Consider the following 13,308-nt stretch of genomic DNA (forward strand, 5'->3'; position numbering starts at 1 on the left):
ATTACGAGAGAGATTTTCATGTCGACATTTGGTCCTGAATACGTCCGCGCCATCGCCCCCTACCAGGCCGGCAAACCGATCGCCGAAGTGGCCCGCGAATATGGTCTCGACGAAGCGAACATCGTCAAGCTGGCGTCGAACGAAAACCCGTTCGGCATTCCGGCATCGAGCCGCGCCGCGATGCTCGAAGCAGCAGCAGACCTGGGCCGCTACCCGGACGCCAACGGTTTTGACCTGAAGACCGCACTGGCCAAGCGCTACGACGTGCCGCTCGACTGGATCACGCTCGGCAACGGCAGCAACGACATCCTCGAGATCGCAGCGCACGCCTTCGTGCAAAAAGGCGAAGCGGTCGTGTATTCGCAGTATTCGTTCGCCGTGTATGCGCTGGCCACGCAAGGCGTCGGTGGCCGCGCGATCGTGGTGCCGGCTGTCGACTACGGTCACGATCTCGATGCGATGGCGGCCGCCATCGATGCCGATACGCGCCTCGTGTATGTCGCCAACCCGAACAACCCGACCGGCACCTTCATCCCGGCCGCGCAGATCGAAGCGTTCCTGCAAAAAGTGCCGGCGCATGTGATCGTCGTGCTGGACGAAGCGTACAACGAGTACCTGGCGCCCGAGCACGGGTTCGAGTCGAGCGCCTGGGTGCGCACCTACCCGAACCTGATCGTGTCGCGCACGTTCTCGAAGGCGTATGGCCTGGCCGGCCTGCGCGTGGGCTTTGCCATCGCGCAGCCAGCCGTCACCGATCTGATGAACCGCATTCGCCAGCCATTCAATGTCAATTCGCTGGCGCAGGCCGCTGCGGTCGCGGCGCTGAACGACACGCCGTTCCTGGAGCAGGGCGCGCGCAACAACGCCGACGGCTATCGCCAGATGATCGCTGCCTTTGAAGAACTGGGGCTCGAGTACGTGCCGTCGTTCGGCAACTTCGTGCTGGTACGTGTCGGCGACGACGATGGCGCCGGTGCGCGTGTGAACGTGGCGCTGCTCAAGCAGGGCGTGATCGTGCGCCCGGTCGGCAACTACGGCCTGCCGCAGTGGCTGCGCATCTCGATCGGCCTGCCGCAGGAGAACGCGGCCTTCATCGAGGCGTTGAAGAAGGCGCTCGGCTGAATGCTGGACAAGATCGTTATCGTCGGCGTCGGCCTGATCGGCGGGTCGTTCGCGCTGGCGCTCAAACGCGCCGGGCAGGTACGGGAGGTGGTCGGCGTCGGCCGCCATCCCGAGGCACTGGCCCGGGCGCTCGCCCTTGGCATCATCGACCGGGTCTGTGACGACTACGCCGATGCGTTGACAGGCGCTGATCTGGTCATGCTGGCCGCGCCGGTGGCGCAGACGGGGCCGATCCTGGCTGCGCTGCTGCCGCACCTGGCGCCCGGCACGATCGTCACCGATGCCGGCAGCACCAAGTGCGACGTGGTCGCGGCAGCCCGCGCGGTGCTCGGCGAGCGCGTGCACCAGTTCGTGCCCGGCCACCCGATCGCCGGCAGCGAAGCGAACGGCCCCGACGCCGCGCTGGCTGGCCTGTACCAGGGCAAGAAGGCGGTGCTCACGTCGTTGCCCGAAAACGCACCAGGCGACGTCGAACGAGTGGCCGCCGCCTGGCGCGCCTGCGGCGCCGTGATCCACCAGTTGACGCCAGAAGACCATGACCGCGTGTTCGCCGCCGTCAGCCATCTGCCGCACCTGCTGGCCTACGCGCTGGTGGACGACCTCGCCGGCAAGCCGCACGCCGACATGCTGTTCCAGTACGCCGCCAGTGGCTTTCGCGATTTCACGCGCATCGCCGGCTCGTCGCCCGAAATGTGGCGTGACATCAGCCTGGCCAACCAGACTGCGCTGCTGACCGAGCTCGATGCCTATCTGGCACAATTGACGGCGATGCGGGCCATGCTCGCCGCCGGCGACGGGGCCGGATTGCACGATATTTATGCGAACGCGCAGCGCGCCCGCCACGAGTGGCAGATCGCCATCGAAGCTGGCTCGGGTCGCGCGCCAATTCAGGAAAACACATGACGCAGCAAAAACACTATCCGCAGCATATCGACCTCGAACCCGTGCTGCACGCGCAGGGCGTGGTGCGGCTGCCGGGCTCCAAGAGCATCTCGAACCGCACGTTGCTGCTGGCCGCGCTGGCCGAGGGCACGACCACGATCCACGACATGCTCGCGTCGGACGACACGATGGTCATGCTGGGCGCGCTGCGCTCGCTGGGCATCCGCTGGGATGAAGTCGACGAGCGCACGGTCATCGTGCATGGCAACGGCGGCGTGCTGCCCGAGCCTGCAGCCGATCTGTTCATGGGCAATGCCGGCACCGCGATCCGGCCGCTGACGGCGGCGCTGGCGGTGATCGGCGGCGACTACACGCTCCACGGCGTCTCGCGCATGCACGAGCGCCCGATCGGCGACCTGGTCGACGCACTGAATGCTGTCGGCGCGCAGATCGAATACACGGGCGAGCAGGGCTTTCCGCCGCTGCGCATCCGCCGCGGGCACATTACGGCCAACCGCATGGCAGTGCGCGGCAATGTGTCGAGCCAGTTCCTGACCGCGCTCTTGATGGCCGCGCCGCTGATGGCCACGACGCATCCAGTGTCCATCGACGTCGTCGGCGAGCTGATTTCCAAGCCCTACATCGAAATCACGCTGAACCTGATGCGCCGCTTCGGCGTCGAGGTCGAGCAGAACGGCTGGGCCTCGTTCACCGTGCAACCGGGCCAGCGTTATCAGAGCCCGGGCACCATCCACGTCGAAGGCGATGCGTCGTCGGCGTCGTACTTCCTGGCCGCCGGCGCGATCGCGGGCGGGCCGGTGCGCGTCGAAGGCGTCGGTGAACACAGCATCCAGGGCGACGTACGCTTTGCCGATGCGCTCGAACGCATGGGCGCCATTGTCACGCGGGGCGAAAACTGGATCGAGGTGCAATCGAATGGCGTGCTGAAAGCCATCGACGCCGACTTCAACCATATCCCGGATGCGGCGATGACGATTGCGGTGGCGGCGCTGTACGCCGACGGCCCGAGCACGCTGCGCAATATCGCCAGCTGGCGCGTGAAGGAAACCGATCGCCTGAGCGCGATGGCGACCGAACTGCGCAAGGTCGGCGCCGAGGTGGAGGAGGGCCCCGACTACATCCGCATCACGCCGCCGGACGAACTCAAGCCCGCCACGATCGACACCTACGACGACCACCGGATGGCAATGTGCTTTTCGCTCGCGTCGCTCGATGGCAAAGCGCGGCGCGGCAACGCCATGCGGATCAACGATCCGAAGTGCGTCGCCAAGACCTTCCCTGACTATTTCGAAGCGTTTGCGGGCATTGCGCGCAACGAGCTGTTTTAATTGACCCGCCCCGAACCCATGCCCAATTCCAACGTACCAGTCATCACCATCGACGGCCCGACCGCTTCCGGCAAGGGCACCGTGGCCAGCCGTATCGCCGACCGCCTGGGTTTTCACCTGCTTGATTCAGGCGCGCTGTATCGCCTGACGGCGCTCCAGGCGCTGCGCGGCGCGCTGCCGCTGTCGGACGAGGCGGGCATCGCGAAGCTGGCCCAGCAGCTGCCGGCGCGCTTCCGGGATGACGTGATCTACCTGGCGGATGAGGATGTGAGCCACGCGATCCGCGCGGAAGAGGTGGGCAATATGGCGTCGAAGATTGCCGCCTTGCCGGGTGTGCGCCAGGCGCTGTTTGACCTGCAACTGGGTTTTCGTCAGGCGCCTGGACTGGTGGCCGATGGCCGCGATATGGGCACGGTGATCTTTCCTACCGCCAAGCTCAAAGTGTTCCTCACCGCAAGTGCTGAGGCGCGCGCGCAACGCCGGTATAAGCAATTGATTGACAAAGGCTTTTCTGCTAATATGAACGACCTGCTTGCAGATTTACGGGCTAGAGACGAACGCGACACCGGTCGCGCAGTCGCTCCCCTGGTCGCAGCAGCTGATGCGCATATCCTGGATACCTCTGCGATGGGGGTCGACCAGGCGGTCGAGCAAGTCCTGACCTGGTATGCGCAGAAATAAGACTTTGAATGACGTGGTGGCGGTGGTGTCAACCGGTTGCAGTACGAACCGTTAGACAGCAGCGCCTGAACGTCATTCCCGCGCAGGCGGGAATCCCGGTTCGATGCGTCACCATTGGCTTGAGTCATCGCCATGGTGGTTTGCAAGTAAATCTGGATCCCCACCTGGGTGGGGACGGTGGTCTTCCGGTTGGCATTTTCGTTGTTGAGGATGGCACTTGAAGACCTTGTCCTTTGGTGCTTGCGACAGCATATTGGCCATCGCAAGCGTGTTTTAACCTAACCCAGTTCAGTCCGCACTATCGTCGGTCTGCTGGCTCACATGAAATAACCAACTTTTTTATGTCTACTGCAACTACCCAAGATACTGGTATGGAAAGCTTTGCCGCCCTCTTCGAGGAATCGCTGTCGCGTCAAGACATGCGTTCGGGCGAAGTCATTTCGGCTGAAGTCGTGCGTCTGGATCACAACTTCGTGATCGTCAACGCAGGCCTGAAGTCGGAAGCGTTCATTCCAATCGAAGAATTCAAGAATGACCAGGGCGAACTGGAAGTCGCAGTAGGCGACTTCGTTTCCGTGGCCATCGAGTCGCTGGAAAACGGCTTTGGCGACACCATCCTGTCGCGCGACAAGGCCAAGCGTCTGGCTTCGTGGCTGGCGCTGGAAAAAGCAATGGAATCGGGCGAGATCGTCACCGGTACCGTCAATGGCAAGGTCAAGGGCGGCCTGACCGTTCTGACCAACGGCATCCGCGCGTTCCTGCCGGGTTCGCTGGTTGACACCCGTCCAGTCAAGGACACGACCCCATTCGAAGGCAAGACCCTCGAATTCAAGGTCATCAAGCTGGACCGCAAGCGTAACAACGTCGTGCTGTCGCGCCGCGCTGTCATCGAAGCATCGATGGGCGAAGAGCGTCAGAAGCTGATGGAAACGCTGAAAGAAGGTACCGTCGTTACCGGTATCGTCAAGAACATCACCGACTATGGCGCATTCGTGGACCTGGGCGGCATCGATGGTCTGCTGCACATCACCGATCTGGCATGGCGTCGTGTGCGTCACCCGTCGGAAGTTCTGTCGGTTGGCCAAGAGATCACCGCCAAGGTCCTCAAGTACGATCAAGAGAAGAACCGTGTCTCGCTGGGCGTCAAGCAGCTGGGCGACGATCCATGGACCGGTCTGTCGCGTCGTTACCCACAGAGCACCCGCCTGTTCGGTAAAGTCACGAACCTTACCGACTATGGCGCGTTCGTCGAAGTCGAGCAGGGTATCGAAGGTCTGGTCCACGTGTCCGAAATGGACTGGACCAACAAGAACGTGGCACCAAACAAAGTTGTCCAGCTGGGCGACGAAGTGGAAGTCATGGTTCTGGAGATCGACGAAGAGCGCCGCCGTATTTCGCTGGGCATGAAGCAGTGCAAAGCAAATCCATGGGACGACTTCGGCATGACCCACAAGAAGGGCGACAAGGTCAAGGGTTCGATCAAGTCGATCACCGACTTCGGCGTGTTCATCGGCCTGCCAGGCAATATCGATGGTCTGGTGCACCTGTCGGACCTGTCGTGGACCGAAGCCGGCGAAGAAGCTGTGCGCCGCTTCAAGAAAGGCGACGAACTGGAAGCCGTGGTTCTGGCCATCGACGTCGAGCGCGAGCGTGTTTCGCTGGGCGTGAAGCAACTCGAAGGCGACCCGTTCAACACCTACTCGTCGATGAACGACAAGGGTTCGCTGGTCACCGGCACCGTGAAATCGGTTGAGCCAAAAGGCGCCGTGATCTCGCTGTCGGAAGAAGTCGAAGGCTACCTGCGCGCTTCGGAAATCTCGCGTGACCGCGTTGAAGATGCTGGCACCCACCTGAAAGTCGGCGACAGCGTCGAAGCTCTGGTGATCAACATCGATCGCAAGGCTCGCAGCATCCAGCTGTCGATCAAGGCGAAAGACAATGTCGATACGCAAGAAGCCATGAGCAAGCTGTCGAACGACAACAGCGCTGCTTCGGGCACGACCAGCCTGGGCGCACTGCTCAAGGCCAAGTTCGACAACAAGAACTAATCAGGTAAGCCCTGAGGAGCTTGCAGATGACCAAATCCGAGCTGATCAACCGACTGGCTGAGCGTTATTCTCAGCTGGTGGCAAAGGATGCGGAATTTGCTGTCAAGACCATCCTCGATGCGATGACCAACGCCCTGGCGACCGGTCAACGCATCGAGATCCGTGGTTTCGGCAGTTTCTCGCTGAACAGCCGTCCGCCACGCATCGGTCGCAATCCGAAGTCCGGCGACAAGGTGATGGTGCCCGAAAAACGGGTGCCCCACTTCAAGCCGGGCAAGCAGTTGCGCGAGCAGGTGGACGCGATGGTCGGGCAACCGATCATCAACGATTGAGTCAGTGCTTGCACCAAAGAACGGCATCCGCGAGGATGCCGTTTTTTTTTGCGCGGCGTAACCGCCACCGGCGGGTCCATGACGATCGTGTCTCAAGCGATTTCGCCTGCGTGTCGAACTGTTCTATCGCTACCGATCTGACCGATTGCATGAATCTTTTGTCATCAAAAGGTTCACGCTTGAAATCGACCGCAATCATTCGCGCGCTTGTTCAGCGCAGGGAGTCCTGAGTGCATTTACGTATTTTCGATACCCATCACGGCTTAAAAATATCATATAAATAACAAAAAGTGCCTCAATACAACGCTTATTGTATGTATAATTGTCTAAATTATAATTAAATGTAGGATTATTCTTACTGAACGGTAAGATGAATTAAGCCCTTCTGTCTGGCTGGTCAAGTGTGGAAGGCCATCGACAACACGTGATGTCTGACTCACCACGCCAAGCCCGCGAGTCAAACAGACTCGGGTTCCCCGCCCGTTTTCCCAGCTTCATCATCTTACCTACGATTGAAACAATGAATTTTTCGACAATGAAAGTCGGCACCAGGCTGGCCCTTGGCTTCGCCCTGCTGCTCGTGATGCTGGCGCTGATTATCGCTGTGAGCAGCATGAACATGGCCGCGATGAACGACAGCACATCGTCGATTGTCGATGTCAACAATCCAGAGATTGCGTTGGCCAGCGAAATGACCGAATCGGTCTATGCGCGCGCGGTGGCGGTACGCAATCTCGGCCTGATGACCGACCAGGCAAAAATGCGTATTGAAATGCAGGTCATCACGAAGGCAAATGAGGATTTCGACAAGGCATCAGCTGAGCTCGAGCGCATGTTCAACTCGATCGCCCAAACCAAGCCTGAAGAAAAGGCGATGCTGGCGAACATCAAGAGCCTGGCCGCGGCAACGGCTGCGCCGATGAAAAGGGCGATCGAGGTGGGCTATGCAAACCAGCAGGAGGAAACGACGAGGACATTGCTGGAAGAGGTTGCTCCACCCCAGACGAAGCTGATCGCAGCGCTGCGAGAGTTCAATAAATTCGAACAAGCACTGAATGTGCAATCGGCTGCAGACGCAGCGCAAAGTTACCAGAACGCGAATCGCTTGAGCCTGGGACTGGGCGTGCTCGCCGCCATCATTGGCGTGGCGGCGGCGAGCATCATTACCATGAGTCTCGTACGCAAGCTTGGCGGCGAACCCGACTATGCGGCCCAGGTCGCGCAACGGATTGCCGACGGCGACCTGGCCACGCCAGTGATCGTGCCTGCGGGCGACACCACCAGCATGATGGCGTCGATGCGCAGCATGCAGGAACGACTGGCGACGATCGTCAGCGAGGTACGTAGCGGCACCGAAACCATTGCCGCCGCCTCGGCGCAAGTCGCCGCAGGCAGCCAGGACCTGTCAGCGCGGACTGAAGAGCAGGCCAGTTCGCTGGAAGAAACTGCGTCGTCCATGGAAGAGCTGACCTCTACCGTCAAGCAGAATGCCGACAATGCACGACAGGCAAACGGTCTCGCAGCGACCGCATCGGCAGTCGCATCGAAGGGTGGCGCTGTCATCGGCCAGGTGGTGGACACGATGAGTGAAATCAATGCTTCGGCGACCAAGATTGTCGACATCATCAGCGTGATTGACGGCATCGCTTTCCAGACCAATATTCTCGCTTTGAATGCGGCGGTCGAAGCGGCGCGGGCGGGTGAGCAAGGCAGGGGCTTTGCGGTTGTCGCTTCCGAGGTGCGTATCCTGGCGCAACGTTCAGCCAGTGCCGCCAAGGAGATCAAGAGCCTGATTGGCGATTCAGTGAGCAAGGTCGATACCGGTAGCCGGCTGGTCAATGAAGCCGGGCTGACGATGAGCAGCATCGTCGACAGCGTCAAACGCGTCACCGACATCATGCAGGAGATTTCCTCGGCCAGTCAGGAACAGACATCCGGCATTGAGCAGATCAATGAAGCGATCACGCAAATGGACCAGGTCACGCAGCAGAATGCCGCATTGGTCGAGGAGGCTGCAGCCGCTTCAGAATCGATGCAGGTACAAGCTGCGAAGCTGGCCAACATCGTCAGCGTGTTCAAGGTCAATCCGGCGAATGCTCAAGGTTCGTCTGCATCGGCGCCGACACCGGTGCCAGCCCATGCGCATGAGCGTGTGACAGCAGCGCCCAAGGCAAAGCAGCCCACCCGACAGATTTCTGCCCCCGTGAAGCCGGTGCTCGCAAAGAAGACCCCTGCGCCAGTCGGCGACGGTGGTTGGGAAAGTTTCTAAACCGCTGCCCTGGACTGCATCACAGGATCGCGACGCCCGGGGCAGGCACCCCAACGCCGCACGCTGTTTTGAAATATGATGGTGGATGTGCGACACTTCGCCCTTACACCATTGTCTAGCGGAACCTGTTGATGAAATTCGTCTCGACCATTGTCGGATTTGTCCTGTTCATCCTGTTCTTCGGCTTCGCGCTGAAGAACACGAAAGAGGTCGACCTGCATTTTTTCCTCGACTATGAACTGCGTGGCCCACTCGTGCTGATGCTGCTGGCATTCTTCGTTGCCGGCGCCGCGTTTGGCATCCTGGCACTGGCACCGACCGTGTTCCGTCAGCGCCGCGAAAAGTGGCAGCACAAGTACACCATCCAGGCCCTGCAAAGCGCCGCCGGTACCGGTGTGGTCGCCACCACGCCACCGCCGCCGGATGCCGTTCCACCGGTTGCACCCCGCCACTAACAACAAGAACACCATGGATTTCGAACTCTGGATGCTGCTTGGCATCCCCTTCTTCTTTGGCCTGGGCTGGCTCGCTGCCCGGGTCGACATCAACGAGGTGGTTTCCGAGTCGCGCACGCTGCCGCGCGGCTACTTCAAGGGCCTGAACCACCTGCTCAATGACCAGCCCGACAAGGCCATCGATTCGTTCATCGAGATCGTCAAGCTCGACCCTGAATCGAGCGATATGCACTTCGCGCTGGGCAATCTGTTTCGGCGCCGTGGCGAGACCGAGCGCGCCATTCGCGTGCACCAGAACCTGCTCGCGCGTCCGGATTTGCCGAGCGATGAAAAAGCGCACGCGCAGTACGAGCTGGGCATCGATTATCTGAAAGCGGGTCTGCTGGACCGCGCCGAGGAATCGTTCAATGGACTGGCCGACACACCGTACGCGGTGCAAGCGCGGCGCTCGCTGCTGGAAATCTACCAGCGCGAAAAAGAATGGAAGCGCGCCATCGAGGCGGCCCAGGATTTGCAGGCGTCCGGCGCCGGCGCGCGCCAGATCGAGATCGCCCAGTTCTATTGCGAACTGGCGGCCGATGCGCTGGTGCACATGGCACCGAGCGACGCCATGCTGTTGCTGGACAAGGCGCTCGAGGCGAATCGCCACAGCGTGCGCGCGACCATCCTGCGCGGCGACGCGCTGCTGGCCCAGGGCGACGTGGAAGAAGCGCTCAAGACCTGGCGCCGCGTGGAGCAGCAAAGCGTGCCGCACGTGGCCCTGGTGGCTGCGCGCCTGATGGATGGCTACCGCAAGGTGGGCCGCCCGCAAGAGGGCGTGAACCTGCTGCGCTCGTACCTGGCCGAAGCCTCGTCGATCGACCTGATCGAAGTCGTGTTCAAGGCCGTGATCGAGCTCGATGGCGTCGAAGCGGCCAAGGGCCTGGTGGTGGAAGAGCTGCGCCGCAACCCGACGCTGCTTGGCCTGGATAAATTGCTTGAAGCGCGTCTGATGGATGCGCCGGCCCATGTCTGGGAAGAGCTGTCGATGGTCAAGAACCTGGTGCAACGCTACACGCAGAAGCTGGCGCGCTACCAGTGCAGCCACTGCGGTTTCAAGGCGCGCCAGTTCTACTGGCAATGCCCGGGCTGCAACCGCTGGGATTCGTACCCGCCACGCCGCACCGAAGAACTCAATGTGATGAACTGACGGTTCATCGAACGATCTGAATGACCAGCACGAGCACAACCTCCATGCCCATGACCCCAAGCCGCCTGCTGGTGGCCGACGACTACCGCCAGCAGGCGGCCCCTGAACTGTCCGCCGTACGCCTGCTGGTGGTGGGCGACGTGATGCTCGACCGCTACTGGTTCGGCGAGGTCTCGCGCATCTCGCCCGAAGCGCCGGTGCCCGTCGTGCGCATCGAGCGGCGCGAGGAGCGCCTTGGCGGCGCTGCCAACGTGGCGCGCAATGCCGCCGCGCTGGGTGCCTACACGGGCCTGCTGGGCGTGGCAGGCGCCGACGAGGCGGGCGATGAAGTCGAGCGCCTGCTGCAAGGTGCGGGCATCCACAGCTACCTCAAGCGCGACGAAGCCATCTCGACCATCATCAAGCTGCGCGTCATTGGCCGCCAGCAGCAGATGGTGCGCATCGATTTCGAGGATGCGCCGACCGAAACCGTGCTGCGCGATAAGCTCAGCCAGTTCAAGGCATTGCTGCCCGATTACGATGTGATCATCCTGTCCGACTACAACAAGGGCGCGCTGGTCAATGTCGCCGAGATGATTGCGCTGGCGCGCGCTGCCGGCAAGATCGTGCTGGTGGACCCGAAAGGCGACGACTTCACGCCGTACAAGGGCGCAAGCATCCTGACGCCCAACCGCGCCGAACTGCAGCGCGTCGTCGGTGGCTGGAAGAGCGAGACGCAATTGCTCGAAAAAGCGCAGGCGCTGCGTGTGGAGCTTGGCCTGGATGCACTGCTGCTGACACGCTCCGAAGAAGGCATGAGCCTGTTTACGGCTGATGAAGTGCTGCACGTGAACGCTGACGCGCGCGAAGTGTTCGATGTGTCGGGCGCCGGTGACACGGTGATTGCGACGCTGGCCACGATGCTGGGCACGGGCGCGCCGCTGGGCGAGGCGCTGGTCACGGCCAACCGCGCCGGCGGCATCGTCGTCGGCAAGCTGGGCACGGCCACCGTGACCCGCGACGAGCTGTTCCCCTCCTGATTTGCCTCAAGCCCGGCCCGTCAACGACGCGCCGGGCCATCCGTTGAAAGACCGATGGGCGGCGTCGCCGTCCAGCGTCTTCAACCAACGGAGAAATTTCGATGATCAAGAAACTGATGCTTGCCTTCGCCGCGCTGGCCGTCTCGAGCGGTATCGCGTTTGCCCAGGTCGACGTGAACAAGGCCGACGTAGCCGCGCTCGATGGCGTCAAGGGCGTGGGGCCGAGCATGTCCAAGGCCATTCTCGACGAGCGCGCCAAGGGCGAGTTCAAGGACTGGGCCGACCTGCAAACGCGCGTCAAGGGCATGGGCGATAAAAAGGCCGCCAAGCTGAGCCAGTCCGGGCTGGTGGTCAACGGCAAGGGCAAGGAAGGTGCTGGCGCCAAGCCTGCCGCGGCCAAGGGCGACAAGTCGGCCGCCAAACCGGCCGACGCCAAAACCGCAACATGACATGTATTGACTGACAGCGTCACGGGCGCGTGGCAAGATGTTCCAGCTCTTCAAGATCGTGCTTGAACATCAATATCAGAAAGGTCGTCATGCCTCACGCCCGTGTCTCATCTCGTGTCTCAACCGCCATGCTGGCAGCCCTGCTGGCTGCTGCAGGCGTCGCATCTGCTGCTGCGCCAGTGACTACTGCCGCCACCCCCGCCACACCGAAACAACCCGACATCACCGCGCAGCAGGCCCAGATCACCAAGATCCTCGGTGAAGTCTCGCAACAGCGCATCGAAGGCCATATCCGCAAGCTGGTCAGTTTCGGCACGCGCCACACGATGTCCGAGACCGAGTCACCAACGCGCGGCATCGGCGCCGCCCGCCGCTGGATCAAGGCCGAGCTCGAGCGCTGCGGCGCCGGCACGCCATTGCAGGTCACGTATGACAGCCACGTCGCGCCCGTCTCGGCGCGCATCACCAAGCCCACCGAGATCGTCAACGTCGTTGCAACGCTGCCGGGCACGCAGGCCGCTTCCAAAGAGCGCATGTACGTGGTCAGCGGTCACTACGACTCGCGCGCTTCGGACGTGATGGACGCTACCTCGGATGCCCCGGGCGCGAACGACGATGCATCGGGCACCGCCGCAATCATGGAGCTGGCGTGCGTGATGGCCAAGTACAAGTTCGACGCGACGCTGGTCTTCATGGCCGTGGCCGCTGAAGAACAGGGCCTGATCGGCGCGCGCCACTGGGCCGTTGGCGCGCGTGAAAAGAACTGGAACGTGGCTGGCATGTTCACTAACGACATCATCGGCAGCTCGAAGGGCGACGATGGCAAGGTCGACAACAAGCAGGTGCGCCTGTTCGCACAGAGCATTCCGGCGACCAAGGAAATGAGCGAGGCCGTGCGCCAGCTGGTGGCCACGGGCGGCGAAAACGATTCGCTCTCGCGCCAGCTCGCGCGCCACACGAAAGAGCAGGGCGAGCGCTACGTGAAAGGCTTCAAGGTCAGCGTGATTCAGCGGCATGACCGTTATCTGCGCGGGGGCGACCACATGCCGTTCCTGGAGCAGGGCTATGCCGCGCTGCGCTTTACCGAACCAGCCGAAGATTTTTCGCACCAGCACCAGGACCTGCGCACCGAGAACGGCAAGGTGTATGGCGACACGATCGACCACGTCGACTTCGACTACATCGCCAAGGTCACGCGCGTGAACGGCGCCGCGATGGCCTCGCTCGCAATGGCGCCTGCCGCACCGCAAGAGGTCAAGCTGCGCACCGCAGCCCTGACCAACGATTCCACACTGGTCTGGAAAGCGAATGGCGAGCCCGACCTGGCCGGTTATCGCATCGTCTGGCGCGACACCACCAGCGCCAATTGGGAAGGTTCGAAGTGGGTCGGCAACGTGACGGAAGCCACGCTCGACCTGTCGAAAGACAATGTCTTCTTCGGCGTGCAGGCGGTCGACAAGGACGGTAACGTCAGCGTCGCGACGTATCCGATGCCGCTGCGCTAGTCCGGTCT

Annotated in this window: 12 protein-coding genes; all 12 read left to right on the top strand. The window is 61.8% G+C overall.

The window, feature by feature from the left end:
• Nucleotides 1-18: 18 nt before the first annotated feature.
• The 12 genes from hisC (at nucleotide 19) to AC56LY_RS03450 (ending at nucleotide 13,300) form a co-directional block, all read left to right on the top strand.
• A complete protein-coding gene (gene hisC, locus AC56LY_RS03395; RefSeq protein ID WP_499576626.1) occupies nucleotides 19-1,122 on the top strand; it encodes a histidinol-phosphate transaminase in 1,104 nt (367 codons plus the stop codon).
• Nucleotides 1,123-2,025 (top strand): prephenate dehydrogenase, encoded by a 903-nt coding sequence (locus AC56LY_RS03400; RefSeq protein WP_499576628.1) that lies wholly within the window; start codon nucleotides 1,123-1,125, stop codon nucleotides 2,023-2,025. It abuts the gene before it with no gap.
• Nucleotides 2,022-3,353 carry a 3-phosphoshikimate 1-carboxyvinyltransferase gene (gene aroA / locus AC56LY_RS03405; protein ID WP_499576630.1) on the top strand — a complete coding sequence of 444 codons (1,332 nt, stop codon included), beginning with the start codon at nucleotides 2,022-2,024 and terminating at the stop codon, nucleotides 3,351-3,353. The genes AC56LY_RS03400 and aroA overlap by 4 nt, the downstream gene beginning before the upstream one ends.
• 18 nt (nucleotides 3,354-3,371) lie before the next feature.
• Nucleotides 3,372-4,034: a (d)CMP kinase gene (gene cmk, locus AC56LY_RS03410; RefSeq protein ID WP_499555270.1), complete on the top strand. Its 663-nt coding sequence runs from the start codon at nucleotides 3,372-3,374 to the stop codon at nucleotides 4,032-4,034.
• A gap of 341 nt (nucleotides 4,035-4,375) precedes the next feature.
• Nucleotides 4,376-6,082: a 30S ribosomal protein S1 gene (gene rpsA / locus AC56LY_RS03415; protein WP_343024300.1), complete on the top strand. Its 1,707-nt coding sequence runs from the start codon at nucleotides 4,376-4,378 to the stop codon at nucleotides 6,080-6,082.
• 26 nt (nucleotides 6,083-6,108) lie between these two features.
• The gene (locus tag AC56LY_RS03420) at nucleotides 6,109-6,414 is read left to right on the top strand and encodes an integration host factor subunit beta (protein ID WP_183550085.1); all 306 of its coding nucleotides are present in this window, start codon (nucleotides 6,109-6,111) and stop codon (nucleotides 6,412-6,414) included.
• 535 nt (nucleotides 6,415-6,949) lie between these two features.
• Nucleotides 6,950-8,683: a methyl-accepting chemotaxis protein gene (locus AC56LY_RS03425; RefSeq protein WP_499576632.1), complete on the top strand. Its 1,734-nt coding sequence runs from the start codon at nucleotides 6,950-6,952 to the stop codon at nucleotides 8,681-8,683.
• 131 nt (nucleotides 8,684-8,814) lie between these two features.
• The gene (locus AC56LY_RS03430) at nucleotides 8,815-9,138 is read left to right on the top strand and encodes a LapA family protein (protein WP_183550089.1); all 324 of its coding nucleotides are present in this window, start codon (nucleotides 8,815-8,817) and stop codon (nucleotides 9,136-9,138) included.
• 13 nt (nucleotides 9,139-9,151) lie between these two features.
• Nucleotides 9,152-10,327: a lipopolysaccharide assembly protein LapB gene (gene lapB / locus AC56LY_RS03435; protein WP_499573374.1), complete on the top strand. Its 1,176-nt coding sequence runs from the start codon at nucleotides 9,152-9,154 to the stop codon at nucleotides 10,325-10,327.
• 50 nt (nucleotides 10,328-10,377) lie between these two features.
• Nucleotides 10,378-11,346 carry a D-glycero-beta-D-manno-heptose-7-phosphate kinase gene (rfaE1, locus tag AC56LY_RS03440; RefSeq protein ID WP_499581940.1) on the top strand — a complete coding sequence of 323 codons (969 nt, stop codon included), beginning with the start codon at nucleotides 10,378-10,380 and terminating at the stop codon, nucleotides 11,344-11,346.
• 101 nt (nucleotides 11,347-11,447) lie between these two features.
• Entirely contained in the window at nucleotides 11,448-11,795 is a 348-nt protein-coding gene (locus tag AC56LY_RS03445; protein WP_499576633.1) for a ComEA family DNA-binding protein, read from the top strand.
• Nucleotides 11,796-11,923: 128 nt separating this feature from the next.
• Nucleotides 11,924-13,300, top strand: a complete 1,377-nt coding sequence (locus AC56LY_RS03450; RefSeq protein ID WP_499576635.1) for a M28 family peptidase — start codon at nucleotides 11,924-11,926, stop codon at nucleotides 13,298-13,300.
• The last annotated feature ends 8 nt before the right edge of the window (nucleotides 13,301-13,308 follow it).

The sequence above is a fragment of the Telluria sp. ZT3P25 genome (assembly GCF_059685895.1).